The 24,262-nt window shown below is 62.0% G+C and carries 24 protein-coding genes; 14 read left to right on the top strand and 10 right to left on the bottom strand.

Going from position 1 to position 24,262, the window contains the following annotated elements; genetic code table 11:
- The first annotated feature begins 54 nt into the window (after positions 1–54).
- The 9 genes from ATO10_RS05505 to hemP all read left to right on the top strand — a co-directional run bounded on the left by ATO10_RS05505 (position 55) and on the right by hemP (position 7,788).
- The gene (locus ATO10_RS05505) at positions 55–1,233 is read left to right on the top strand and encodes an aspartate aminotransferase family protein (protein ID WP_035249057.1); all 1,179 of its coding nucleotides are present in this window, start codon (positions 55–57) and stop codon (positions 1,231–1,233) included.
- An 11-nt stretch (positions 1,234–1,244) separates the two neighbouring features.
- On the top strand, positions 1,245–2,171 hold the full coding sequence (argF, locus tag ATO10_RS05510) for an ornithine carbamoyltransferase (RefSeq protein WP_035249059.1): 927 nt from the start codon (positions 1,245–1,247) through the stop codon (positions 2,169–2,171).
- A gap of 78 nt (positions 2,172–2,249) precedes the next feature.
- The gene (locus ATO10_RS05515; protein WP_035249062.1) at positions 2,250–3,530 is read left to right on the top strand and encodes an NAD(P)/FAD-dependent oxidoreductase; all 1,281 of its coding nucleotides are present in this window, start codon (positions 2,250–2,252) and stop codon (positions 3,528–3,530) included.
- A complete protein-coding gene (locus ATO10_RS05520) occupies positions 3,527–4,276 on the top strand; it encodes a DUF1365 domain-containing protein (protein WP_035249064.1) in 750 nt (249 codons plus the stop codon). The genes ATO10_RS05515 and ATO10_RS05520 overlap by 4 nt, the downstream gene beginning before the upstream one ends.
- Positions 4,276–5,430, top strand: a complete 1,155-nt coding sequence (locus ATO10_RS05525; protein ID WP_035249065.1) for an SAM-dependent methyltransferase — start codon at positions 4,276–4,278, stop codon at positions 5,428–5,430. The genes ATO10_RS05520 and ATO10_RS05525 overlap by 1 nt, the downstream gene beginning before the upstream one ends.
- The gene (locus ATO10_RS05530; protein ID WP_035249067.1) at positions 5,423–5,974 is read left to right on the top strand and encodes a DUF3833 domain-containing protein; all 552 of its coding nucleotides are present in this window, start codon (positions 5,423–5,425) and stop codon (positions 5,972–5,974) included. The genes ATO10_RS05525 and ATO10_RS05530 overlap by 8 nt, the downstream gene beginning before the upstream one ends.
- Positions 5,967–6,701, top strand: coding sequence for an SDR family NAD(P)-dependent oxidoreductase (locus ATO10_RS05535; protein WP_035249069.1), 735 nt, complete (start codon positions 5,967–5,969; stop codon positions 6,699–6,701). The genes ATO10_RS05530 and ATO10_RS05535 overlap by 8 nt, the downstream gene beginning before the upstream one ends.
- 54 nt (positions 6,702–6,755) lie before the next feature.
- A complete protein-coding gene (locus tag ATO10_RS05540; RefSeq protein WP_035249071.1) occupies positions 6,756–7,421 on the top strand; it encodes an NnrU family protein in 666 nt (221 codons plus the stop codon).
- Positions 7,422–7,614: 193 nt separating this feature from the next.
- A complete protein-coding gene (hemP, locus tag ATO10_RS16175) occupies positions 7,615–7,788 on the top strand; it encodes a hemin uptake protein HemP (RefSeq protein WP_081806435.1) in 174 nt (57 codons plus the stop codon).
- A gap of 7 nt (positions 7,789–7,795) precedes the next feature.
- On the opposite strand, the gene truA is transcribed toward hemP, so the two are convergent.
- The gene (gene truA / locus ATO10_RS05545; protein ID WP_035249073.1) at positions 7,796–8,566 is read right to left on the bottom strand and encodes a tRNA pseudouridine(38-40) synthase TruA; all 771 of its coding nucleotides are present in this window, start codon (positions 8,564–8,566) and stop codon (positions 7,796–7,798) included.
- 86 nt (positions 8,567–8,652) lie between these two features.
- Between truA and ATO10_RS05550 the strand changes: the two genes are divergently transcribed.
- Positions 8,653–10,074, top strand: a complete 1,422-nt coding sequence (locus ATO10_RS05550; protein WP_035249075.1) for a YcjX family GTP-binding protein — start codon at positions 8,653–8,655, stop codon at positions 10,072–10,074.
- On the top strand, positions 10,071–11,048 hold the full coding sequence (locus ATO10_RS05555; RefSeq protein ID WP_035249078.1) for a YcjF family protein: 978 nt from the start codon (positions 10,071–10,073) through the stop codon (positions 11,046–11,048). The genes ATO10_RS05550 and ATO10_RS05555 overlap by 4 nt, the downstream gene beginning before the upstream one ends.
- Before the next feature lie 109 nt (positions 11,049–11,157).
- On the opposite strand, the gene ATO10_RS05560 is transcribed toward ATO10_RS05555, so the two are convergent.
- Positions 11,158–11,472 carry a hypothetical protein gene (locus ATO10_RS05560; RefSeq protein ID WP_238323397.1) on the bottom strand — a complete coding sequence of 105 codons (315 nt, stop codon included), beginning with the start codon at positions 11,470–11,472 and terminating at the stop codon, positions 11,158–11,160.
- Positions 11,473–11,612: 140 nt separating this feature from the next.
- Positions 11,613–12,023 carry a group III truncated hemoglobin gene (locus tag ATO10_RS05565; RefSeq protein ID WP_035249297.1) on the bottom strand — a complete coding sequence of 137 codons (411 nt, stop codon included), beginning with the start codon at positions 12,021–12,023 and terminating at the stop codon, positions 11,613–11,615.
- 286 nt (positions 12,024–12,309) lie between these two features.
- On the opposite strand from ATO10_RS05565, the gene ileS reads away from it, so the two are divergent.
- Positions 12,310–15,231 carry an isoleucine--tRNA ligase gene (gene ileS, locus ATO10_RS05570; RefSeq protein WP_035249082.1) on the top strand — a complete coding sequence of 974 codons (2,922 nt, stop codon included), beginning with the start codon at positions 12,310–12,312 and terminating at the stop codon, positions 15,229–15,231.
- Between the two features lie 54 nt (positions 15,232–15,285).
- Here the strand turns inward: ileS and ATO10_RS05575 are convergent, their stop codons facing one another.
- From ATO10_RS05575 to fsa, 3 genes are read right to left on the bottom strand one after another with little or no spacing between them, the layout of a single operon-like run.
- A complete protein-coding gene (locus tag ATO10_RS05575) occupies positions 15,286–16,218 on the bottom strand; it encodes a tyrosine recombinase XerC (protein WP_035249085.1) in 933 nt (310 codons plus the stop codon).
- Positions 16,215–16,922 (bottom strand): DUF484 family protein, encoded by a 708-nt coding sequence (locus ATO10_RS05580; protein WP_035249087.1) that lies wholly within the window; start codon positions 16,920–16,922, stop codon positions 16,215–16,217. The genes ATO10_RS05575 and ATO10_RS05580 overlap by 4 nt, the downstream gene beginning before the upstream one ends.
- 40 nt (positions 16,923–16,962) lie before the next feature.
- Positions 16,963–17,616, bottom strand: coding sequence for a fructose-6-phosphate aldolase (fsa, locus tag ATO10_RS05585; protein ID WP_035249089.1), 654 nt, complete (start codon positions 17,614–17,616; stop codon positions 16,963–16,965).
- A 91-nt stretch (positions 17,617–17,707) separates the two neighbouring features.
- On the opposite strand from fsa, the gene ATO10_RS05590 reads away from it, so the two are divergent.
- The gene (locus ATO10_RS05590; protein WP_035249091.1) at positions 17,708–19,897 is read left to right on the top strand and encodes a primosomal protein N'; all 2,190 of its coding nucleotides are present in this window, start codon (positions 17,708–17,710) and stop codon (positions 19,895–19,897) included.
- A 78-nt stretch (positions 19,898–19,975) separates the two neighbouring features.
- On the opposite strand, the gene ATO10_RS15905 is transcribed toward ATO10_RS05590, so the two are convergent.
- From ATO10_RS15905 to ATO10_RS05610, 4 genes are all read right to left on the bottom strand, one after another.
- Positions 19,976–20,719 (bottom strand): anti-sigma factor family protein, encoded by a 744-nt coding sequence (locus ATO10_RS15905; RefSeq protein ID WP_051597966.1) that lies wholly within the window; start codon positions 20,717–20,719, stop codon positions 19,976–19,978.
- A 3-nt stretch (positions 20,720–20,722) separates the two neighbouring features.
- On the bottom strand, positions 20,723–21,235 hold the full coding sequence (locus ATO10_RS05600) for an RNA polymerase sigma factor (protein ID WP_035249093.1): 513 nt from the start codon (positions 21,233–21,235) through the stop codon (positions 20,723–20,725).
- A gap of 12 nt (positions 21,236–21,247) precedes the next feature.
- Complete coding sequence (locus ATO10_RS05605; protein WP_035249096.1) at positions 21,248–21,628, bottom strand: COG4315 family predicted lipoprotein; 381 nt, start codon at positions 21,626–21,628, stop codon at positions 21,248–21,250.
- Positions 21,629–21,740: 112 nt separating this feature from the next.
- Positions 21,741–22,802 carry a YeeE/YedE family protein gene (locus ATO10_RS05610; RefSeq protein ID WP_035249098.1) on the bottom strand — a complete coding sequence of 354 codons (1,062 nt, stop codon included), beginning with the start codon at positions 22,800–22,802 and terminating at the stop codon, positions 21,741–21,743.
- A 174-nt stretch (positions 22,803–22,976) separates the two neighbouring features.
- Here ATO10_RS05610 and ATO10_RS05615 point away from each other — a divergent pair, with 174 nt between their 5' ends.
- Positions 22,977–24,209 (top strand): MFS transporter, encoded by a 1,233-nt coding sequence (locus ATO10_RS05615; RefSeq protein ID WP_035249100.1) that lies wholly within the window; start codon positions 22,977–22,979, stop codon positions 24,207–24,209.
- Positions 24,210–24,262 lie beyond the last annotated feature (53 nt).

Below are 24,262 nucleotides of genomic sequence, written 5' to 3' on the forward strand. Positions count from 1 at the left end.
TGACTTGCCCCCATGCCTTTGGCACCAATCGGGCTTCTTATAAGGACCAAACCCATGATCTCGTCGATCCTGCCGACCTATAACCGCGCCCCGCTGAGCTTTGTCAGCGGCGAAGGCTCGTGGCTGGAGGCAAAGGACGGGCGCCGATTTCTGGACATGGGCGCCGGGATCGCGGTGAATGCGCTGGGCCATGCCAACCCCGATCTGGTGGCGGCACTGACGCAGCAGGCCGGCAAAATCTGGCACCTGTCGAACCTCTATGAAATCCCGGAACAGACCGCGCTGGCCGATGCGCTGGTTGCCAATACCTTTGCCGATACGGTGTTCTTCACCAACTCGGGCACCGAGGCGTGCGAGCTGGCGGTGAAGATGGTGCGCAAGTACTGGTTCGACAAAGGTCAGCCGGAACGGATCAAAATCCTGACCTTCTCCGGCGCGTTTCACGGGCGCTCCTCGGCCGCGATTGCCGCCGTGGGCACCGAGAAAATGACCAAGGGCTTTGGCCCGCTTTTGCCCGGGTTTGAACAGCTTGAATTCGGCGATCACGACGCGCTGACCAAAGCCATGCAAGACCCGACCGTCGCCGCCGTGATAATCGAACCCGTGCAGGGCGAGGGCGGCATTCGCACCGTACCGGATCAGTGCCTGAAAGGCCTGCGCGATCTGTGCGATGAAACCGGCGCTTTGCTGGTTGCCGACGAAGTCCAATGCGGCGTCGGCCGCACCGGCAAGCTGTTTGCCCATGAATGGTCCGGCATTTCGCCCGACATCATGATGGTTGCCAAAGGCATCGGCGGGGGCTTTCCGCTGGGGGCTGTGCTGGCCACTGAAACGGCCGCCAGCGGCATGGTCGCGGGCACCCATGGCTCGACCTATGGCGGCAACCCGCTGGGCTGTGCCGTAGGACTGAAAGTTCTGCAAACCATTGCAGAGCCTGCGTTTTTGGACGAGGTCAACCGCAAGGCGGGCCTGTTGCGCCAGAAACTGGAAGGGCTGGTTGCCGCGCATCCCGACGTGTTCGAAGAGGTTCGTGGTTCTGGCCTGATGCTGGGGCTCAAAACCAAGCCGGGCGCCGCCAAGGTGGTGCAGGCGGGCTATGACGCGGGCATCATGGTTGTGCCCGCCGCCCAAGAGGTCGTGCGCCTTTTGCCCGCCCTGAACATTACAGACGAAGACATCAACGAAGCATTGGCGCGGCTCGATCAGGCCGCGCGGGCCGTCGCAGCCGCCTGAGGGACGATAAGATGAAGCATTTTCTGGACATCAACGCCACCGATCCCGCTGAACTGCGGGGTATGATTGACCACGCCAAGGCGATGAAGGAAGCCCGCAATGGGCACCCCCGTGGCGCCGCCGACCCTGACGCATCGCTGGCCGGTCGCATGGTCGCTTTGATTTTTGAAAAACCCTCCACCCGGACGCGGGTGTCATTTGACGTCGGCGTGCGCCAGATGGGCGGTCAGACCATGGTTCTGTCGGGCAATGACATGCAGCTGGGCCATGGTGAAACCATCGCCGACACCGCCCGTGTGCTGTCGCGCTATGTTGACCTGATCATGATCCGCACATTTGAAGAGCAAACCCTGCTCGAAATGGCCGAACACGCCACCGTACCGGTGATCAACGGGCTGACCAACCGCACCCACCCCTGTCAGATCATGGCCGATATTCAGACCTTCGAGGAACACCGCGGCCCCATCGCGGGCAAAAAGGTCGTGTGGTGCGGCGATGGCAACAACGTCTTTGCCAGTTTCGCCCATGCCGCCGGACAGTTTGGCTTTGACCTGACCTTTGCCGGCCCGCCGCAGCTGGACCCCGAAATGGTGTTCGTCGAAGAAGCCCGCGCCAAGGGCGCCCGGGTTGAAATCGAACGCGACCCGGTGCGCGCGGTTGCCGGTGCCGATCTGGTCGTGACCGACACCTGGGTCAGCATGCATGATCCGCAATCGGCCCGTGAACGCCGCCACAACCAGCTGCGCCCCTATCAGGTGAACGAGCTGCTGATGAGCCACGCCAAACCCGACGCTTTGTTCATGCATTGCCTGCCCGCGCACCGCGACGAAGAAGCCACAAGCGCGGTCATGGATGGCCCCCATTCGGTGATTTTCGACGAGGCCGAAAACCGTCTGCATGCGCAAAAGGCGGTGATGCGCTGGTGCCTTGGGGTTTAATCCTTGAAAAAACGATAAAAACATTGATCCACGGGGGGGAAGGGCGCGTATCCTTTATAACGCAGTAAAGGAAAGCTTATGTCATTCGATGCCCTCTCATCCCATCCGCAACGCATCGCTATAGTTGGCGGCGGGATATCCGGGCTGGCGGCGGCCTATTTGCTGGCGCCCACGCATGCGGTGACATTGTACGAGGCCGCCCCGCGTCTGGGCGGCCATGCCCGTACCGTGGTGGCAGGCAAACGCGGCGATCAGCCGGTCGATACCGGCTTTATCGTGTTCAACTATGCCAACTACCCGCACCTGACCCGCATGTTCCGCGATCTGGACGTGCCGGTTGTTAAATCCGACATGAGCTTTGGCGCCACGATTGATGATGGCCGGATCGAATACGGGCTGCGCGACCTGCCTGCGCTGTTTGCCCAAAAGCGCAACCTGCTGCGCCCCGGTTTCCCACGTATGATCCGCGATGTGCTGCGGTTTAATGCGCGGGCCGAGGCCCTGGCCAAGGATGATGACACCACCATCGGGGAACTGATGGATACGCTGCAACTGGGTGACTGGTTTCAGCGCTATTACCTGACCCCGCTGTGCGGCGCGATCTGGTCGACGCCCACAGAACAAATCCGCGCCTTCCCGGCCCGCGCCTTGGTGCAGTTCTTCCGCAATCACGCGCTGCTCAGCCCCTCGGGGCAGCATCAGTGGTGGACGGTCGATGGCGGCTCGGTTGAATATGTCCGCCGGCTGGAGCAGCACCTGCGTGGGCGCGGGGTCGCCTTGCGCCCCGGCACCCCGGTGCAATCGGTCGAACGTCAGGACGGGCTGGTGACGATCCATGCCAAGGGCTGCGCGGCCGAAAACTTTGATCAGGTGATCATGGCCTGCCATTCCGATCAGTCCCTGCGCCTGCTGGCCAACCCGACGATGGCTGAAACCAAGGCGCTTTCGGCGATCCGCTATCAGGATAACCACATGGTTTTGCACTGCGATGAAGGCCAAATGCCCAAGCGGCGCAAAGTTTGGTCCAGCTGGGTCTACAAGGCGGATACGACGAAAGAGGAAACCGCCATCGGCGTCAGCTACTGGATGAACCGGCTGCAAAACATCCCCGAGGATGACCCGCTCTTTGTCACCCTGAACCCGGCCACGGAAATCCGCGAAGATCTGATCTATGATCAGGAAACCTTCCGTCATCCGGTGTTCGACCGCGCCGCCCTTCGGGCACAAAAAGAGCTCACGGCAATGCAAGGTGCCAACAACACGTGGTTCGCAGGCGCCTATACCCGGCATGGTTTCCACGAAGACGGTTTTGCCAGCGCTGTACGCATCACCCGGATGATGGAACGCGAAACAGTATGAACCTTGCGCCCCAACATATCAGTGGCACCACGGTGCATTCGCGTTTGGGATCAGTCAGCCATGCGTTCCGCTATGGCGTCGATTACATGCTGATCGACCCACAAAGCGCAGAGCACCCGGCGCTGTTCTCGCGCAACCGCTTTAACCTGACCGCCATCCATGACCGCCACCACGGCGGCAAGCGCGGGGAAGGCCAGGGGGTGGCTTGGGCACAAGAGGTCTTTGACGAACACGGCCTGCCCGACGGCTGCACCATCCTGCTGCTCGCTCAGCCCAGCTATCTGGGCTATTGGTTTAACCCGGTCAGCTTCTGGCTGGCGATGGAGGGCGACGATCTGCGCGCGGTAATCGCCGAGGTCTCGAACACCTTCGGCGACCGGCACTCGTACCTGTGCCATCTGCCCGACTTTGCCCCCATCGGCCCCACGGACACGATCACAGCGCAGAAATGCTTTCACGTCTCGCCGTTTCAGACCATCGCGGGCGACTATGAATTTGCCTTCAATATCCGTCCCGGCCAAATTGCGATCCGCATTTTGCACCGCAACGGAAACGAAGGTGTGATCGCCACCTTGACCGGCGCGCGCAAGCCGCTGGGAAATCGTGCTATATTAACCATGTCGTTGCGCCGCCCGCTTGGGGCGCTGCGCACCGTCGCCCTGATTTATTGGCAGGCGCTGCGGTTAAAGTTGAAGGGGGCCCGCTACACCCCACGCCCCGCGCCCCCAACGAAAGAGGTAACCTGATGCTGTTCCTGACCAAACGCGTAAAGCACGAGTTCCTTGAGAGCTGTGAAAAGATCACCAAGGGCAGCTTGCATCTGCGCACCCCCGAGGGCGAAGTTTACCATTTCGGCACCGGCCAACCCGAGGCCGAATTGACCCTGCATGACTGGTCGGTCGTCACCACAGCTGCCGCGCGCGGCGACATCGGCATGGGCGAAGCGTTCACCGAAGGTCTGTGGGATACGACCTCGATCAAAGACCTGACCGAGGTGGTGTTGATGAACATGGATGCCATGGGCCCCTATACCTATGGCGGCTTCTGGAATCGCGTGAAATTCCGCATGGTGAACACCGTTCTGCGCGCCAATTCCCAACGCGGCGCCGCACGGAATATCCATGCCCACTACGATGTCGGGAACGAATTTTACCAGCTTTGGCTGGATGACAGCATGACCTATTCCTCGGCGCTGTTTGATCAAAGCGACGATTTGGAACAGGGGCAGGCGCGCAAATATGACCGTATCCTGAACCGGCTCACCGATGGCGAACAGGTGCTCGAGATCGGCTGTGGCTGGGGCGGCTTTGCCGAACGCGCCGCCGATCAGGGGCGTGCAGTCAGTGGGCTGACGATCTCGCCCAACCAGAAAGGTTATGCCGATGCGCGGCTGGATGGGCGCGCCCAGATCAAGCTACAGGATTATCGCGCCGAAACCGGCACCTATGACAACATCGTTTCGATTGAAATGATCGAGGCCGTCGGTGAGCGCTATTGGCCGACCTATTTCAATGCGCTCAAGGCGCGTCTGGCCGAAGGTGGGCGCGCCATGGTGCAGGCCATTACGGTGCCCGATGACTATTTCCCGATCTATCGCGCCGGGTCGGACTATATCCGCCACTACACCTTCCCGGGCGGCATGCTGTTGTCTGACAAGGTGATCCGTGGCCATGCCCATTTGGCCGGTCTGAAAGTCCGGGAAATCCATGGCTTCGGTCAGGATTACGCGCGCACTTGTGCGCTCTGGCAGGACCGTCTTGAGCAAAACGCCGCCAAAATCAGCAAGCTGGGCTATGGCGAAGAGTTCCTGCGCAGCTGGCGCTACTATCTGGGGATTTGCTCGGCGGCTTTCGCGGTTGGTCAAACCGACGTTGTGCAGGTGGAGATGTCCCATGCTTGAGCTGATCCTTTTTCTGGCCGCTCTGGTCGCGCTTTGGGCGCTGAGCCGCCGCATGATGGGCTTTGGCGCTCAGCAACCGGCGCATTACGCGGACACCGGTCCAGCCTTTGACCTGCGCAAGCATCTGAACGGCCCGATCCTGTGCGAAGGCATCATCTATGGCCCGCTCGGGCGCGTCGACAGCCGGTTCATTGCCCAGATGAACGGAAGCTGGGAGGGCGCGCGCGGCTCGCTGAAAGAGGATTTCACCTATTCCACCGGCAAGACCCAACATCGTGAATGGCATCTGGCGCTGGGCAATGACGGTAACTTCAGCGCCACGGCCGATGACATCGAAGGCACGGCGACGGGGGTTCAATCAGGGTCTACCGTGCGCATGAACTATCGTATCCGCCTGCCCGAGGATGCGGGCGGACATGTTCTTTCGGTCACCGACTGGATGTATCTGATGGACAATGGCGCGATCATGAACCGCTCTGAAATGCGCAAATACGGGATCAAAGTGGCTGAACTGGTCGCAACGATGCGCCCGGCCAATGACTGATCTTTTTCATGGCAAAACCTTCTGGCTGATCGGCGCTTCCGAAGGGCTTGGCCGCGCCTTGGCGCTGAAACTGGCTGACGCGGGCGCGCGGGTTGTGGCCTCGGCGCGGTCGGCCGAGCGCCTTGCAGATCTGGCTCGGACGGCGGGCATCTCGGCGCAGGCTCTGGATGTGATGGACCCGGACTCGGTGCGCCAAGCCGCTGCGCAGATCGGCCCGGTTGATGGCGTGATTTATTGTGCGGGTGCTTACGAGCCGGTCACGGCGCAAAACTGGGATGCCGATGCTGTAGAACGCATGGCCGAGGTTAATTTCAACGGCGCGTTGCGCGTATTGGGGCAGGTCGTGCCGGATATGGCGGCGCGCGATGCGGGCCATATCGTGCTGGTCGGCTCGCTGGCCGGGTTCCGGGGCTTGCCCGGGGCGATTGGTTACGGTGCCTCCAAGGCTGCTTTGATGCATTTGGGTGAAACGCTGCGCGCCGACCTGCGTGGCACCGGGGTGCAGGTGCAACTGGCAAATCCGGGCTTTATCAACACCCGCCTGACCCAGAAAAACAACTTTGACATGCCGCAGCTGATGACCCCCGACAGCGCCGCCGATCACGTCATGCGCGCCATGCAATCGGGCCGCTTTTCCACCAGCTTCCCACGCCCTTTCGCCTGGATTTTCACCCTAGGGCAATACCTTCCGATCCGCTGGTTTCAGGCGATGATGCCGCAACGCTGACGCCTTGTTGACGGTGCCCCCCGCCGCTAGGCTGGCGCAAAGATCGGAGGCACCATGACCGGCTGGGCAGAGTTCATCGCGGCATTCATCACGTTTTTCCTGTCGCACAGTATTCCGGTGCGTCCCACCGTCAAAGCCCGGCTCAAAACGCGTCTTGGTGCTGCGGGGTTCGGGGTTGGATACTCTCTGCTGTCCATCGCCGTGCTTGCCTGGCTGATTGTTGCCGCAAACCGCGCGCCCTTTGTGCCCCTGTGGGATTGGGCGCCATGGCAAAATCATGTGACCCTGCTGTTGATGACCCTTGCTGTCCTCATCGCCGCGTTGGCGGTCGGGCGACCCAACCCTTTGTCCTTTGGCGGCGCGCAGAACGATCAATTCGATCCGGCCAACCCCGGCATCATCGGCTGGATGCGCCACCCGTTGCTGGTGGCGCTGATGCTATGGGCACTGTCGCATATCCTGCCAAATGGCAATCTGGCGCATGTGATCCTGTTTGGTGTTTTCGCGGGCTTCGCAGCGCTGGGCATGCGGATCATCGACCGGCGCAAACAACGCTTGCTCGGGCATCAGGTCTGGGCGCAGCTTGCTACGCCAAACCGACAGGCCCAACCCAGTCGCGCAGGGATGAGTCGGGTGGCCGTCGGTTTGTTGATCTATCTGGGTTTGATCGTTCTGCACGGCCCCGTGATTGGCGTCAGCCCCTTGGGGGTGCCCCTGTAAGGTGCCGTAATTAAAAGGGAAAAATTACCCTTGATTATTCTTATAGTTTTTGTCAGAAATAACCTGCGCGGTCGGGAATACCCCTGACCCCGACGAAACAGACCGACCCGGAACTGAGACACCTCGACCCATCCGCCCGCGGCTCACGTGGCCCACGGAAAGGCATTTCGGCGCTCGTAACAGCAGTAGACGGATGGACAAAATGAGCATTCAGCAAGAAATTATCGCCGCCGCTCCGGCCGCGATGCAACCCCTGCACAACGCCCGTGACCTGACCGCGGGTGGCAAACAGGCCAGCATTCAACTGGACGACAAGATTTACACCCTGCGCATCACCCGTGCGGGCAAACTGATCCTGACAAAGTAAGCTGGCCTTACCCGGCGAAAGGATCGTCCGGGTAGCCGACCTTCGACAGGTACAGGCCCTGCGGTGGGCTGACCGGCCCGCACGCAGCCCTGTCACAGGCTTCCAGCGCCGTTCTGACGTCGCCCGGCGCCCACGATCCGGCGCCGACACGCTCCAGCGTACCGACAAAGCTGCGCACCTGATTGTGCAGGAAAGATCGCGCGCGGACATGAAACCGAAACTCCTGCCCGTGCGGGATATCGAACGCCTCGATCCGCAGCTCATCCAGCGATTTGACGGGCGAGGCCGCCTGACAGATTGACGCCCGGAACGTGGTGAAATCATGCCGCCCCAACAGGTGGTTGGCGGCTTCCTGCATCGGCTCCAACGCCAGCGGGTGCTGCACCTGCCAGACCTTGCCGCGTTCATGCGTCACCGGCGCGCGGCGGCTGATCAGGCGAAACAGATACTGCCGTTCATATGCCGAAAACCGGGCGTGGAACTCTTCATCCACCCTTGCGGCCACCAAAATTGAAACCGGCGCCGGTTTCAGGTGGTAATTCAGCGCCTCAGAAAGCCGAAACGCATCCCAATCCTTTTGCAGATCACAATGGGCCACTTGCCCCGTCGCATGCACGCCCGCGTCCGTGCGCCCCGCTGCCGCAATCGTATGCGGCCCCGGCTCCAGCTTGGCCAAGGCGCTTTCAATCGCGCCTTGGACCGAGGGCTGATCGGCCTGTCGCTGCCACCCGGCAAAGGGCGCGCCATCATATTCTACTTTCAGTGCATATCTGGGCATGCCCCCGGTTACCCCGCCCGCGCGCCAATGGCAATTGCCGGGTAGCGCTGGGCGGGCAGGGTGCCTATCTTGCCTGTAACGAAAGTATGAGGGCAGCCGTGGGTATAGGCGATATCGCAGACAGCGTGGCGCGCGGGGTTGAGAGCATCGGCGACACCGTGTCCGAAACCCTGTTTGAGCCAACGATCCGGTTGGGCGTCACCGGCCTATCGCGGGCGGGCAAGACGGTGTTCATCACCTCGCTGGTCGCCAATCTGATGGATCGCGGGCGGATGCCGCAGCTGGCCGGGGCAGGGGCCATTCAAACCGCCTATCTGCAACCCCAACCCGACGACACCGTGCCGCGGTTTGATTATGAAACCCATCTGGCCGCGCTGACCGGCGCGACACCGCATTGGCCCGACAGCACCCGCGCGGTATCTGAACTGCGCCTGTCTTTGCGGGTGCAGCCCTCGGGCCTGCTGGGCGGCCTGTCTGGCCCGCGCACCGTGCATCTGGACATCGTCGATTACCCCGGCGAATGGCTGCTTGATCTGGGATTGATGGACAAATCCTACACCCAATGGGCCGAAGAAACCTTATCGCGCGCTCAGGGCCGCGATTTGGCGCAGGGGTTCTTGCAACAAGCGGCAGGCACCGACGTAAACGCCCGGCTGGACGAACCCGTCGCGCAAGCGCTCTCGGCCACTTTCCGCAGCTATCTGCAAGAGGCACGCGAGGCTGGCTTTTCCGACTGCACGCCGGGCCGTTTCTTGCTGCCCGGCGATCTGGAGGGCTCTCCGGCGCTGACCTTCGCGCCGCTGCCGCGCCCCGAAGCGCCCGCGCGCGGGTCGCTCTGGCGCGAAATGGAACGAAGGTACGAGGCCTACAAACGCCGCGTCGTCAAACCCTTCTTTCGCGATCATTTCGCCCGGATTGATCGGCAGGTGGTGCTGGTAGACGCGCTGGGCGCAATCCACGCCGGCCCCCAGGCGGTTGAGGATCTGCGCGGCGCCATGGCCGACATCCTTGGTGCCTTCCGCCCCGGTCGCAACGCGTTTCTGACCAAGCTTTTGCTGGGCAAACGGGTCGAACGAATCCTATTCGCCGCCACCAAGGCCGACCACCTGCACCACGCCCAACACCCCCAACTGACCGCGATCATGGAGGCGCTTCTGCGCGACGCCCGTGACCGCGCCGATTTCGCGGGCGCCAAGACCCAAGCCATGTCCATCGCCGCCCTGCGCGCCACGGTCGAGGAAACCCGCGATCACAACGGTCAGACCCTCGATTGCGTGCGCGGCACCCTGTTGGAGGGCGGCAAACAGGCGGCGTTTTATCCCGGCAAGCTGCCGCGAGACCCCTCGCGCATCCTCAACCCCGCCCGCGATGGGGCCGAGGATTGGCTGGGCGCCGACTACCAGATCATGCGCTTTGCCCCCGCCGTGCTGGACCTGCCGCCGGGCGACGGCCCGCCCCACATCCGCCTTGACCGCGCCGCGCAGTTTTTGATCGGAGACCGCCTATGACCAAAGGCCCCGTGTTGATCGACCTCGACGAGGAAACGCCGCAGGTCACCCCCGCCACCGCGCCCCCCGTGCCCGATGGCCGCGCCATGCAAACGGTCGTTCAGGTGGCGGCGCGCAAACCCTCGCGCCTGACCCGGTTCTTCTGGTCCGCCACGCTGGCGCTGATCGGATTCGCAGCCTCGGTCGCGGCGTGGGATTTCGTCACCAACCTGATCGCCCGCAACCCGATTTTGGGCGGGGCCGCGCTGATCTTACTGGCGGCCTTCGTTCTGGGCCTGACCCTGATGGCCCTGCGTGAATTGGCCGGTTTCGCCCGCCTGCGCCGTCTGGACGGCGTTCACAAAGCCGCCCAACAGGCCGCCACCACCGGCGATCTGGCGCAGGCCCGCAAGGTCGTCGCCAGTGTCGAGCGGCTATACGCAGGCCGCGAAGAGTTGCGCTGGGCCAAGTCCCGTCTGTCCGACCGTAAAGGGGAGGTTCTGGACGCCGACGGCCTTTTAGGGCTGGCCGAGGTCGAACTGATGACCCCGCTGGACGCCGCGGCCATTAAAGAGGTCGAAGCCGCCGCCCGTCAGGTCGCCACTGTCACCGCCCTCGTGCCGCTGGCGCTAGCCGATCTGATCGCCGCGCTATCGGCCAACCTGCGGATGATCCGACGCATCGCCGAGATTTACGGCGGGCGCTCCGGCACGCTGGGCAACCTGCGCCTGACCCGCGCGGTGATGACCCATCTGGTCGCCACCGGTGCGGTCGCCGTGGGCGACGACATGCTGGGCAGTATCGCCGGGGGCGGGATGCTGTCAAAACTCTCGCGCCGCTTCGGCGAGGGGCTGGTCAACGGCGCCCTCACCGCCCGCGTCGGCGTCGCCGCGATTGAGGTCTGCCGCCCGCTGCCCTTCCAAGCCACTAAACGTCCCAGCGTCAGCAAACTGGTCTCGCGCGCGCTGACAGGGCTGTTTGGGAAAGACGCCTGACCTACTTAGCCCGGTGCACGCAGTGGACCGGGCAACGCCCGCCCCGCCCTATGGGCGGGCGTTTCACGCCCACCCCGTGACGGGCGCCGCCCTTTGTTGGGATGCGCCTTCAGAACCTGTCCCAGTTGACGGGAATGATAGCAAGCTTACCCATTCCGGGGTCATTGGGTAGATAGTCGACGCCCACTGCATAGGTGGTGTCCGAAGAGCTGCCCCTCGCCACCTGGGCTGAAATCTCGCCCAAAATCGTGCGCCCGGTGCCAGAGGTGGTTTCACACCGCCAGATCGCCTTTACAGCGTCCTTCGCTGCATTGCTTTGCAACCAGACAAGCTGCGCGTTCGGCAGACAATCCCCACGTTCTTCAAACGCAGACCGATCGCCCGAGAAATGGCCGTCGCGCCCGACCGAGTTCATTGCTTTCAAGCGCTCTCCCCATGCCAGCAGATGCGGTATCTCGCGGAGGTGCCATGGGGTGGAATAAGTGTTCGTGATCCAGCCAACGGCGAAAGCTGCCATCAAAACGAGCAAGAATTGCGGTTTTGAAAAGGTCACTGGGGACACCCTCAAATCAGCTTCGGCACCCCACCCGGCAGGGTCTCGCGTTCAACCACACCTGCGCGCAAGCTGCGGCCGATGCGGTGGGCCAGCGCGGACCACGGCGTGGCGACCTCGGTGGGCAGTTCCTCGGCCAGGGTTTGATCAAACAGCGCCAGCCAGGTTTCGAACATGCCCGGGCGGACGTTGCCAGCCTCCAGGTGCGCTTGCATCGGGCTGCCGTCATAGACCCGTTCGCCCAGAATGGCGTTGGCCCAGAAATCGGCAACCTTGGCCTCGTGCGACGGCCAATCGTTCACATGCACCGCAAACACGGGCCCCAATCCGGGGTGGTGCCGGATACGGGCGTAAAAGGCCGCGACGACGGTTTCGATCTGTTCGCGGGTGATGTCGAACTTGGGGGGCAGGGCGCTGGTCATGGCGTATCCTTGCGCGGCGCGGGCGCGATTGACAAGAGGGCGCGTGCGCACAGGCGTATGCATAGGATGTGCATGCAATGTGCATCACTTGTGCATGGCCCGTTTCGCCACCTTGCCCCCGGTGGCGCAGCCGCCTATAACCGCCCCCATGATGATGCACATTGCCGCGATCATTATTCGAATTATCAGCCCGGCGCTCTGATCACACGAGCCGCCGGGACAAGGCGTTTGAGACCTCGCGCCGCCCCTCCGCCAGACTGAAATTCTCTGCCAAGGACCACATAAAATGTGCGCCGACACCCCCGAATACAAAGACACGCTGAACCTGCCCAAAACCGATTTCCCCATGCGCGCCGGATTGCCCAAACGCGAGCCCGGCTGGCTGGAGCGCTGGGCGCAGATTGGCGTCTATGACAAGCTGCGCGAGAAAGAGGGCCGCACGCCCTTTACCCTGCATGACGGCCCGCCCTATGCCAACGGTCACCTGCACATCGGCCACGCGCTGAACAAGATCCTCAAAGACATGACCGTCCGCAGCCAGCAGATGATGGGCAAGGACGCGCGCTACGTGCCCGGTTGGGATTGTCACGGCCTTCCGATTGAATGGAAGATCGAAGAGCAATACCGCAAAAAGGGCCGCAACAAAGACGATGTACCGGTTGTCGACTTCCGTCAGGAATGCCGCAAGTTCGCCGAAGGCTGGGTCGACATTCAGCGCGACGAGTTCAAACGTATCGGCATCACCGGGAACTGGGAAAATCCATATCTGACAATGGATTACCATGCCGAAGCCGTGATCGCGGACGAGTTCATGAAGTTCCTCATGAACGGCACTTTGTATCAGGGGTCTAAACCCGTGATGTGGTCGCCGGTCGAAAAGACCGCGCTGGCCGAGGCCGAGATTGAATACCACGACCATCAGTCCCACACCATCTGGGTGCCGTTTGAGATCACCGTGGTGCGCGGTCATGGGCTGGACACCCACAGCCGTGATCTGGTCGAAGCGCGCGTGGTGATCTGGACCACGACCCCCTGGACGATCCCGTCCAACAAGGCCGTCGCCTATAATCCCAAGATTGCCTATGGGCTTTATCAGGTGGATGAAACCGAAGAGGAAAGCTGGACCAAGCCGGGCGATCTTTATGTGTTTGCCGATGCGCTGGCCGAGGATGCCTTGGGCAAGTCCCGCGTGACCAAGTTCACCCGCGTGCGCGATGTGCGCAGTGAAGAATTTGAAGGCATGCATCTGAAACACCCGTTTTACGGGCTGGAAGGCGCGGATCGGTTCTGGGATTATGACGTTCCGATGATCGACGGCGACCATGTGACCGACGATGCGGGCACAGGTTTCGTACACACCGCGCCCAGCCACGGTGCTGACGACTATGAATGTTTCGTCGCCCGAAACTGGATCGACCGGATGACCCACAACGTGGGCGAGGAATCCGAGTTCCTGCCCCATGTCCCGTTCTTTGCCGGGCTGAAAGTGTTCAACCACAAAGGCAAGGAAGACAAGGCCAACAATGCCGTGATCGCCAAGCTGGTTGAGTGCGGTGGGATCATCGCGCGTGGCCGCGTGAAACACAGCTATCCGCATTCGTGGCGCTCTAAGGCGCCGGTGATCTTCCGCAATACGCCACAGTGGTTTGCCGCGATTGACCGCGCCGTTGGTGACGGTCAGGACGCGCATGGCAAAACCATCCGCGAGCGCGCGCTTAATTCGATCGACAAGCTGGTGGAGTGGACGCCGCAGACCGGGCGCAACCGTCTGTATTCGATGATCGAAGCGCGCCCGGACTGGGTACTCAGCCGTCAACGTGCCTGGGGTGTGCCGCTGACCTGTTTCACCAAAAAGGGCCTGTTGCCCACGGATGAGGGGTTCTTGCTGCGCGACGAGGCCGTCAACGCCCGCATCCGCGAGGCATTCGAGGCCGAAGGCGCCGACGTTTGGTATGCCGAAGGCGCCAAGGAACGCTTCCTGGGCAATGACTATAACCCCGAAGAATACGAGCAGGTGTTTGACGTGCTGGATGTGTGGTTCGACTCTGGCTCGACCCATGCCTTCGTTCTGCGTGACCGCGAGGATGGCTCGGAAGACGGGATTGCCGATCTGTATCTTGAAGGCACCGACCAACACCGCGGCTGGTTCCATTCCTCAATGCTGCAATCGTGCGGTACCAAGGGCCGCGCGCCCTATCGTGGGGTGCTGACGCACGGGTTTACGCTGGACGAGAAGGGCAACAAGATGTCCAAATCGCTCGGCAATACCGTCGCGCCCGAGCAGGTGATCAAGCAATACGGCGCCGATATCCTGCGCCTTTGGGTGGCGCAGTCGGACTATACTGCCGACCTGCGTATTGGCCCTGAGATCCTGAAAGGGGTCGCGGACAGCTATCGCCGTTTGCGCAACACGATGCGCTTTATGTTAGGCTCGCTGAACGACTTTACCGAAGACATGCGGGTGGACCCGTCCGAGATGCCCGAGCTGGAACGCTGGGTTCTGCACCGTCTGGCCGAGCTGGACCAGAAAGTCAGAACCGGGTTCGATGCGTATGACTTCCAGGGCGTGTTCCAGGCGTTGTTCAACTTTGCCACGGTGGACTTGTCGAGCTTCTATTTCGACATCCGCAAGGATGCGCTGTATTGCGATGGGGATAGCCTGACCCGCCGCTCGGCGCTGACCGTTCTGGACATCCTGTTCCACCGCCTGACCACATGGCTGGCACCGGTTTTGGTGTTCACCATGGAAGAGGTCTGGCTGGAGCGGTATCCCGGCGATGAAAGCTCGGTTCATCTGACCGATATCCCCGATACGCCTGCCGATTGGCTGGATGCTGATCTGGCCGCCAAATGGGCGCAAATCCGTCAGGTGCGCCGCGTGGTGACCTCGGCCCTGGAAATCCAGCGCCGTGACAAGGTGATCGGTGCGTCGCTTGAAGCCGCCCCGGTGGTGCATGTGCGTGATGGCGAGGCTTTGGATGCGCTGAAGTCAGTGGATTTTGAGGATGTGTGCATCACTTCGGATATCGTGCTGTCGGGCGACCCCAGCCCGGCCGAAGCCTTCCGCATGCCCGAGGTTGATGGCGTGGGAGTGGTCTTTGAAAAGGCCGAAGGCGAAAAATGCCAACGCTGCTGGAAAATCCTGCCTGACGTGGGGAACCACAGCCACGCGGGCACCTGTAAGCGCTGCAACGACGCGCTGGGATAAGCCTGTCCAAAGAAAATTTCTGGCAGGGCGTGAAGGGAACTTCGCGCCCTGTTCTTATTTGGAACGCGCTTTGGGGTGGGCCTTTTCATAGGCGTCCAGCAGATGTGCGGTGTCGACGGCTGTATAGGCTTGAGTGGTGTCCAGGCGGGCGTGGCCCAGCAGCTCTTGAATGGCGCGCAGGTCTCCGCCCGCTGACAGCAGATGCGTGGCAAAGCTGTGGCGCATGGCGTGGGGTGTGGCGCTGGCAGGCAGGCCCAGCTGCGCGCGTGCTTTGGCCATTACCCCCGACACCAGACGCGGGTTCAGCGGCCCGCCGCGGACGCCGCGAAACAGGGGGGCATCCGACGTCAGTTCATGGGGGCACTGGCGGCGATACTCTTCGACCGCCGCGCGCGCGGCCGGCAGAACCGGCACCATGCGTTCCTTGCCGCCCTTGCCCTTGATCACCAGCGCTTCGGGCAGGGGGGCGTCACGGCCCTTTAGGCCCAATGCCTCGGATATCCGCAGGCCGCAACCGTACAGCAGGGTCACCACTGCGATGTCGCGCGCGCCCACCCAATCGCGTTCAGTTTGCAGGCCGACCGTGTCGATCATCGCTTTTGCGGCGTCTTCAGACAGGGGGCGGGGCAGCTTTTTCTGGAACTTCGGCGCGCGGGTCGACAACACGGCCGTTGCGTCAAAGCCTTCGCGCTGGGACAGCCAGCGATAAAAGGTTTTCACCGCCGACAAAGATCGCGCCAAAGATCGGGGCGCCACGCCGCGGGCCCGTTCATGCGCCATCCAAGCGCGCATGTCGCGCAGCGCGACGGATGCCAAAGGTTTCAGCCCAACCGGGCCGCCAAGATGCTGCGCCAGAAAGGCCAAAAACCCTGTCACATCAGTAGCATAGGCTTTGATTGTATTGTCCGAAGCAGATTTCAGCGCGCGTTCATAATCCAGCCACGCCTGCAACGCATCACGCGCAGCGGGCGACAGCGTATGGCTCATGACAGCCAGCGTTGCATGCTGCGTTCAAACACCCCGGCGAAAAAGGACAACAGATCGGTGCCCTGACTGGGAGAGAACTGGTTCGGGTCTTCAGCGCCCATCGCCAGCATGCCCGGCAAACGGCCTTCGCCCAGATCCAGTTTCAGCAAGGCTTCAGAGCGGATCCACCCGGCGGCCTCGCCATAAACCACTTCGTCCTGGGGCTGCATCTGGCGCAGGGTGACCTGACGATCAGCACTGCCGCGCCCCTGTGACAGGTAGCTGTGGATGAAGCCGGGCTCGGCGACGCTCAGCACATCACCCAGTTTGCGCACGGCAGGATTGTCATCGTCCTGTGCGGTTTCCAGCACCAGACGGATGCTGTCGACGCGCAAGATATCGGTGACCTCATCGGCCAGCACTTTCAGAAAGCTTTCAAAGTCAGCCGCGTCCATCAGCGCCAAAACAGCGCGATGCACCTGATTGGTGCCCGCCAGATTGTCGTAGGCGGCGGCGATGACCGAGCGATGCGTATCTTCAAGGCGCTCCAGTCGCGCCTCAAGCCGTTCCATCGCGATCCCGCGCAGGTCGATCACATTGGTGCCAAGACTTTTGTCATTGGCGGCGATCAACGCACGCATCAGATCGGCGTCTTCAAGGATAACATCGGGATCTGCGATGATCTTGTCACGCAGTTTGGTTTCGGTCAGGGCCGTGCTGCTCATCGGTGCCTCTTTGGTCTTTTGCAGGGACCTTACACCATGTTTACAGGATTTTCTGCCCTGTTTTTTCCCAATCTTTCAGGAAAGCATCCAAACCCTTATCGGTCAGAATGTGGTTGGCCATGGCCTTGATAACATTCGGCGGGGCAGTGGCCACATCGGCACCGATCAAGGCGCATTCTTTCATGTGGTTGGCAGTGCGGATTGAGGCCGCCAGAATTTCGGTTTCAAACCCGTAGTTGTCATAGATCGTGCGGATGTCTTCGATCAGTTCAAGCCCGTCCAGATTGATGTCGTCCAGACGGCCGATAAACGGCGAGATAAAGGTCGCGCCCGCCTTGGCCGCCAGCAGCGCCTGGTTGGCCGAGAAACACAGGGTCACGTTCAGCTGATTGCCTTCGTCGGACAGCACCTTACAGGCTTTCAGACCGTCCCATGTCAGCGGCACTTTGATGCAGATGTTTTCTGCGATCTGCGCCAACTTGCGGCCTTCGGCGATCATGGCGTCGGCTTCGGTCGCAACGACCTCGGCGGACACGGGGCCATCGACCAGATCACAGATTTCTTTGGTGACTTCGATGATGTCGCGGCCAGACTTCATGATCAGCGACGGGTTGGTGGTCACCCCATCGACCATGCCAAGGTCGTTCAGTTCGGCAATGGCGGGGACATCGGCGGTATCGACAAAGAATTTCATAGCGGGTCTCCTGTGGGGCCTGTGCGCTGATTTGCGGCTCTGATACATCATGGGGCAGGCAGGGAAAAGCCATAGGTTTGTAAAGGCGCGGATGCGGGACGAATTCACACAAGGATCACGGGTTGGGGTGCTGACGGCGCAGCCGTTGGATCGGGTGCTGGACTATCTGGCGCCCGAAGGTGGTTGCGGTGTCGGCGATTTCGTCGAGGTGCCTTTGGGCCCGCGCAAAGTGCTGGGCGTGGTTTGGAGCGCGGGCGAAGGCGGCTATGACATTGCCAAGCTGCGCAGCGTCAACCGGGTGTTGGACGTGGCGCCCATGGGCGCGGACATGCGCGACTTTCTGGTGCGTGCCGCCGATTACACGCTGACGCCCTTGTCTGCGATGCTGCGTCTGGCGACCCGCGCGCCGGGGTTGGGCGGCGGTCCTGCCATGCGCAAGGTCTATCGGCGCGGCCCAGCAACGCCAGACCGGATGACCGATGCACGACGTCGGGTTCTTGAGGTGTTGGACAGCTACGGCGATCTGGCGTTCACCATGGGCGAATTGGCAGGTCAGGCGGGCGTGACCAACTCGGTGGTGAAAGGGCTGGTCAAATTGGGCGCGGTTTTGGAACAAGACAGCCCCCGCGATTTGCCATACCCACGTCTGGACCCGGCCCGCGCAGGCAAAGTGCTGACTGAGGATCAGGCGCAGGCCGCTGTACAGATGCGTGCAGGCGTGGCCAGCGGCACCTTTGGCGCGACCCTGCTGAAAGGGGTGACCGGCTCGGGCAAGACCGAGGTCTACCTGGAAGCCGTGGCCGAATGTCTGGCGCAGGGGCGACAGGCGCTGGTTTTGCTGCCCGAGATTGCTTTGACGTCTGAATTCTTGACGCGGGTCGAGGCGCGGTTTGGCGCACGGCCCGCCGAGTGGCATTCAGGCGTCACCATGACCGAACGGCGGCGGTGCTGGAAAATGGTCGGTGAAGGCGGCGCGCAGCTGGTGGTTGGCGCGCGCTCGGCGCTGTATCTGCCGTTCCGCGATCTGGGGCTGATCATCGTGGATGAGGAACATGACAGTTCCTACAAGCAAGAAGACGGCGCTTTGTACAATGCGCGTGATATGGCTGTTTTGCGGGCGTCTTTTGCGTCGGCGCAGGTGGTGCTGGCCTCGGCCACGCCATCGTTGGAAAGCTGGGCCAATGCGCGGGCGGGCAAGTACGCGCGGCTTGATCTGACCTCGCGGTTTGGCGATGCGGTGCTGCCTGAAATGCGGGCGATCGACATGCGGGCCGAGGATTTACCGGCGTCGCGCTGGATTTCGCCCAGCTTGCAGGCGGCGGTGAGCGATCGCGTGGCAAAGGGCGAGCAGGCTTTGTTGTTTTTGAACCGGCGCGGCTATGCCCCGGTGACCATTTGCCGAGCCTGCGGGCATCAAATTGGTTGCGACCATTGCGATGCGCGGATGGTCGAACACCGCTTCCAGAAGCGGCTGATCTGTCATCAATGCGGTGAAAGCAAACCGGTGCCCGAGGTGTGCCCTTCTTGCGAGGCCGAAGGGAAGCTGGCGCCGGTGGGACCGGGCGTGGAGCGTTTGGCCGAGGAGGTCGCAGAGCTGTGGCCCGAGGCCCGGGTGGCGGTTTTGTCGTCGGACCTGTTTGGCTCGGCCCGCGCACTGAAAGAACAGATAGAAACCATTGCTGCGGGCGGGGCGGATATTGTCATCGGCACGCAGCTGGTGGCCAAAGGGCATAATTTTCCGCTGTTGACGCTGGTCGGGGTGATTGACGCCGATCTGGGTTTGCAGGGGTCAGACCTGCGCGCGGCGGAACGCAGTTTTGCCTTGATGCGGCAGGTTGCGGGGCGTGCAGGGCGGGCGCAAAAACCGGGGTTGGCTTTGTTGCAGACCTTTCAGCCCGAGCACCCGGTGATCCGGGCAATCTTGTCGGGCGATGAAGAGGCGTTTTGGACGGCTGAGGCCGCTGAGCGCAAAGCCATGGGCATGCCGCCTTATGGCCGGTTGGCGGGGGTGGTTTTGTCGGGGCCGGATCTGCAGGCGGTGTTTGATCTGGGCAACGCGATGGCGCGCGAAGATGCGCCGCTGCGCCGGATTGGCGCGCAGGTTTATGGGCCCGCGCCTGCACCAATTGCGCGGGTGCGGGGCAATCATCGGGTGCGTTTGTTGGTTAAAGCCGATAAGGCCGCGCCGTTGCAGGCGGCGTTGCGGGCGTGGTCAGGGCAGTTTAAGCCGCCCGCCAATCTGCGGGTTCAGATCGACATTGATCCGCTGAGTTTTTATTAAATTGCGGCGCCTTTGGCGCCAAGAGATGCCTCGCGCCCCCGATAGGGGCGCTCAGGCGGGTGGCGCCGCGATGTTGCGTTACAGCAGCTGGTCATAGGCCTGTTTGGCCATGGTTTTCAGCGCATCGCGTGGCAGAGTGCCCGTGAGCGCGAAGCCCAGGCCATTGTCGTTCCAGTGCAGGCTTTGGGTTGATCCGCCTGCGGAGAAGCGGAAAGCGCTGTTCTGGCTGTCTTGTTGGGTGATGTAGAGCGTGATGCGCTGACCCTCGGCGTTTTCATACATATAGAGGCCAGCCGCGCTTTGTGCACCGGGCAGGATGCGCCCGCCCAGCAGGGTGAAACCAGTGGCGGCAAGGTCGGGCGGCGACATCGGGCGGCCGATACGTTTGGACATCCAGCTGTCCATATGGGCGCGGTCGGACGCGGGGACCTCGATCGGGTGGGTGACCTCAACCACGAAAGTGTCATGGGCCGAGATGGCGGCTTGCGCCAATTGGATGTGGCCGGGGCCGGGGCCAATAAGGGTGCGCCCGGTCCAGCCGCCGACAAGCCCGACGGCGAACAGCGCGACCATGGCCGCAACCAGCATCGGGCGGCGGCGCGGGGTGGGGCGCAAGGTGGCGGTCAGATGCGCGGGGATCGGATCGTCTGACATGTCCGGGAAGAGCGCTTGCAGCTGTTCATTCTGCGCTGCCCATTCGGCCAGGGTTGCCTGGGCCTGGGGATCATGGCGCAGGCGCTCTTCGATATCGGCGCGGCTGTCTGGGGGCAGCGCATCCTCGAAATAGGCGATCAGCTCTTCTTGGGTTAGGGCTTGGGTCATGGGTCAGCTCTTGTGGAGGGGGCGCGGGGAGGAGGCCCCCTCGCGTCCGGTCATTTGGCGCAGGCTGCTGCGCGCGCGGGCAAGGCGCGACAGGAGCGTACCTTTGGGAATGTCGAGCGCCTGGGCCGCTTCGTCAATGGTTGCGCCTTCGAGGGCGACCAGCAGCAGGGCGCGGCGTTGATCCTCGGGCAGGCGATCAATGGCGGCTTTGGTTTCCCGCAGCGCCATGTGCGCGTCTTGGGTGGCTGCATTGGCGGGTTCGGTGACCAGATCATCGACCGGCACCAGATGCCCGGCGCGCTGATCACGGCGCATCAGGTCACGGTGGCGGTTGATCAGGATGCGAAACAGCCAAGGGCGCAACGCACCATCGCCAGAATAGGTGTGCAATTTGGCGACGGCGCGTTCCAGGCAGTCCTGAACCAGATCGTCTGCGGCGGTGCGGTCACGCAGCAATGCGCAGGCATAGCGCCGCAGATCGGGGATGAGGGCTTCGATCTCGTTCAGAACGGCCATGGAAGGGGCTCCTTACGGGCGGGCCAGATGCCAGACGCCGTTCACACCGTCACCGGTAATGTCGCCTGCGACTTCGTCGTTGACCCAAGTATAAAGCGGCATGCCCTTATGGGTCCACTGCAGGTCGCCATCTTTGCGCTTGATGATGCCGAAGTCGCCTTGGGGTTTGGCGGATTTTGAGGCGCTCAGCGGCGGCCAGACTGCGGCGCAATTGTCATAGCAGTTCGAAACGCCGCTTGCGTCTTTGTCGAAGATATAGAGCGACATGCCATCACCATCGGTCAGGATGGTGCCCGCGTCGCTGTTGCCGGTTTGGATGGCGGTGGCGGCGAAAGCAGTGGTGGCGACGGTTGCAATAACGGTGGCCAGGGCCAGGGGTGTTTTGACGTTCATAGCTTGTGTCCTTTGTCTCAAATGGTCGGAAGCAACGTGCAACCGACATGACAAAAGACGCCGCGGCGCCGGGAATAATCCCGATGCTCGCGTTTTCGTGAAGCGCTTGTGATCAGGCGGTGGCGCGTAGGGCGGGTTGATCGACAAGATAATCGGTGATGATCGCACCGATCCACATGCAAAATAGCGCCAACCAGGCAGTGCCGGCAAAGATTGACCCACCGGTCACCCCGGCCCCAATGGCGCAGCCACCCGCCAACATCGCGCCAAAGCCCATCAGCACCGCGCCGGACATCGCCTTGCGCATGTTCTTTTCACCCTCAAAGCCCTGGAACTTCAGCTCGCGCCCCCAAGCGGCCGCAAGGAAGGCGCCGATCACCACGCCGGGCACCAGCCCGATGTCGAACTCCAGCACTGCGGTGCGATCCAGAAAGAACATCAAGGTGTGGGCGGAGGGCCCCGAGAAGGTGGCGCTTTCGACCTGCACGGGATCGAAGGCCACGCTGGACAGGGTAAATGTCAGAACCCAGCCCACGGCAACGGCAAATCCAACGCCAGCGCCAAAGATCAGGGTGCGCGCGCCGATCTGGTTCCTGCGGGCCAGCCAAAGGGCCAGAACTGCGGCCAGAAGGCCCAGTGTAAGCCCGGTAGTGTCAGGCAGGCCAAGGGCCTTTAGAAGGTTAACGTTCTTGCCTTCGGGGGTCACCCAAAGCCCGGCAAGCCAGTCGCGCAACGGTGCCAGCCAGCCCTTCAGGCTCATTTGCGCGACAACCGCGAAAATCAGCCCCGACATGACCGAACGCAGGTTACCCGTTGCAGCCAGCACCAGCAGCCGCCCTGAACAGCCGCGTGCCAGCACCATGCCAGCGCCAAACATCAACCCGCCGATCACCGCGCCCGACCATGATCCGGCAACAGCCATCATGCGCGCGTCCTCGGCCCGCATTAGCCCGGCCAACTGTGCGCCCTGCACCCAGACCACAGCGGTTGACCAAGTCAGAAGCCAGACGGCCACCGCGCGACCAAGACCGCCACGGGCGAATTCGACCGTAGCGGCGCGTAGGCAGAACCGAGACCGTTGTGCCGCGACGCCAAACATCACGCCGGTGATCAGGCCGAAAAGGGCGGCGGTGGGTGCTTCGCCGATCCGCTCGACGATGGGCAGGATGTCCATGTTGCTTCTCCCCCGAAACTTGCAGGGGGTCTTGCCGGAACCGGCACGCCGATGCTTTGATCCAGATCAGAGTTGCCTTAACATATTCATATTCGTGCCGACTGTGCGGCGGTGCAGAGCGCTCTGTGCGGCTGGGGCCTCGCTTTTTGAGGGGCTAGACCGTAAAGCAGGCACATGTTTGAACGCATTCCCCTCGAGCGCGCGTCTGAATTACCGATCTGGCGCCGCCCCGTGACCCTGTTGATCCTGATGTCCATCGCGATGCCGGTGTCCTTTGCCACGTGGTCCGCCTTGCTGAACAACTTCGTCATCGAACGTGCCGGGTTTACCGGTGTCGAGATCGGTTGGCTGCACACAGTGCGCGAAATTCCGGGTTTTCTGGCCGTCGGGGTCCTGGCCCTGCTGATGTTCCTGCGTGAACAGGTTCTGGGGCTTATCGCTCTGGTGCTGCTGGGGGCCGCGACGGCCGTGACCGCATGGTTTCCCAGCTTTGGCGGCATTTTGACGGTGACGATGCTCAGCTCGATCGGGTTTCACTATTTTGAAACGGTCAACCAGTCGCTGCAATTGCAATGGATCGCGCGGGATAAGGCGCCGCAATTGCTGGGTTGGCTGGTGGCGGCCGGGTCGGCGGCGTCCTTGGCGGCCTATGGCATTCTGGTGGTCGGATGGAAGACTTTCGATCTGTCCTTCAACATCGTCTACCTGACGGCGGGGGGCGTGACACTGGCCCTGGTGGCGTTCTGCTTTCTGGCCTATCCGCAGTTCGAGGCCCCCCATGCGCAGCGCCGCCACATGGTGTTGCGCAAACGTTATTGGCTGTATTACGCGCTGCAATTCATGTCGGGCGCGCGGCGGCAGATTTTCGTGGTCTTCGCCGCGTTCATGATGGTGGAGCGCTTTGGCTTTGAAGTGCACGAGGTCACCGCGTTGCTGCTGATCAACTTTGTTGCCAACATGATCTTCGCGCCGCTGATGGGCAAAGCCGTGGCCCGCTGGGGCGAGCGCCGGGCTTTGGCGTTTGAATATGTCGGGCTGATTGTCGTGTTCCTGGCCTATGGCGGCATCTATTACTTTGGCTGGGGCGTTGTGCTGGCGGCGACGCTATATGTGATTGATCATCTGTTCTTTGCGCTGGCATTCGCGTTGAAAACCTATTTCCAAAAGATCGCTGATCCGGCGGATATCGCGCCGACAGCGGCGGTGGCCTTTACCATTAATCATATCGCGGCGGTGTTCCTGCCCGCAGGGCTTGGGTACCTCTGGGTGGCCTCGCCCGGGTCGGTGTTTGGACTGGCTGCGGGGATGGCGGCTGTGTCGCTTGTGCTGGCCCTTTTGATCCCGCGCCACCCCGAACCTGGCCACGAAACACGGCTCAGAAAACGATTCGCAGCCCCCGCGCATTAGATTTTTCTGCAACTGCACATATCTTTTGTTAAGATGTTGTGAATTCAGGAGTC

Origin of the sequence: Actibacterium atlanticum, from assembly GCF_000671395.1 — a bacterium.
Lineage (GTDB): Bacteria > Pseudomonadota > Alphaproteobacteria > Rhodobacterales > Rhodobacteraceae > Actibacterium_D > Actibacterium_D atlanticum.

Coding starts and splice junctions, on each gene's coding strand:
- ATO10_RS05505 (WP_035249057.1), top strand. CDS start 55: ATGATCTCGTCGATCCTGCCGACCTATAACCGCGCCCCGCTGAGCTTT.
- argF (WP_035249059.1), top strand. CDS start 1,245: ATGAAGCATTTTCTGGACATCAACGCCACCGATCCCGCTGAACTGCGG.
- ATO10_RS05515 (WP_035249062.1), top strand. CDS start 2,250: ATGTCATTCGATGCCCTCTCATCCCATCCGCAACGCATCGCTATAGTT.
- ATO10_RS05520 (WP_035249064.1), top strand. CDS start 3,527: ATGAACCTTGCGCCCCAACATATCAGTGGCACCACGGTGCATTCGCGT.
- ATO10_RS05525 (WP_035249065.1), top strand. CDS start 4,276: ATGCTGTTCCTGACCAAACGCGTAAAGCACGAGTTCCTTGAGAGCTGT.
- ATO10_RS05530 (WP_035249067.1), top strand. CDS start 5,423: ATGCTTGAGCTGATCCTTTTTCTGGCCGCTCTGGTCGCGCTTTGGGCG.
- ATO10_RS05535 (WP_035249069.1), top strand. CDS start 5,967: ATGACTGATCTTTTTCATGGCAAAACCTTCTGGCTGATCGGCGCTTCC.
- ATO10_RS05540 (WP_035249071.1), top strand. CDS start 6,756: ATGACCGGCTGGGCAGAGTTCATCGCGGCATTCATCACGTTTTTCCTG.
- hemP (WP_081806435.1), top strand. CDS start 7,615: ATGGACAAAATGAGCATTCAGCAAGAAATTATCGCCGCCGCTCCGGCC.
- truA (WP_035249073.1), bottom strand. CDS start 8,566: ATGCCCAGATATGCACTGAAAGTAGAATATGATGGCGCGCCCTTTGCC.
- ATO10_RS05550 (WP_035249075.1), top strand. CDS start 8,653: ATGAGGGCAGCCGTGGGTATAGGCGATATCGCAGACAGCGTGGCGCGC.
- ATO10_RS05555 (WP_035249078.1), top strand. CDS start 10,071: ATGACCAAAGGCCCCGTGTTGATCGACCTCGACGAGGAAACGCCGCAG.
- ATO10_RS05565 (WP_035249297.1), bottom strand. CDS start 12,023: ATGACCAGCGCCCTGCCCCCCAAGTTCGACATCACCCGCGAACAGATC.
- ileS (WP_035249082.1), top strand. CDS start 12,310: ATGTGCGCCGACACCCCCGAATACAAAGACACGCTGAACCTGCCCAAA.
- ATO10_RS05575 (WP_035249085.1), bottom strand. CDS start 16,218: ATGAGCCATACGCTGTCGCCCGCTGCGCGTGATGCGTTGCAGGCGTGG.
- ATO10_RS05580 (WP_035249087.1), bottom strand. CDS start 16,922: ATGAGCAGCACGGCCCTGACCGAAACCAAACTGCGTGACAAGATCATC.
- fsa (WP_035249089.1), bottom strand. CDS start 17,616: ATGAAATTCTTTGTCGATACCGCCGATGTCCCCGCCATTGCCGAACTG.
- ATO10_RS05590 (WP_035249091.1), top strand. CDS start 17,708: ATGCGGGACGAATTCACACAAGGATCACGGGTTGGGGTGCTGACGGCG.
- ATO10_RS15905 (WP_051597966.1), bottom strand. CDS start 20,719: ATGACCCAAGCCCTAACCCAAGAAGAGCTGATCGCCTATTTCGAGGAT.
- ATO10_RS05600 (WP_035249093.1), bottom strand. CDS start 21,235: ATGGCCGTTCTGAACGAGATCGAAGCCCTCATCCCCGATCTGCGGCGC.
- ATO10_RS05605 (WP_035249096.1), bottom strand. CDS start 21,628: ATGAACGTCAAAACACCCCTGGCCCTGGCCACCGTTATTGCAACCGTC.
- ATO10_RS05610 (WP_035249098.1), bottom strand. CDS start 22,802: ATGGACATCCTGCCCATCGTCGAGCGGATCGGCGAAGCACCCACCGCC.
- ATO10_RS05615 (WP_035249100.1), top strand. CDS start 22,977: ATGTTTGAACGCATTCCCCTCGAGCGCGCGTCTGAATTACCGATCTGG.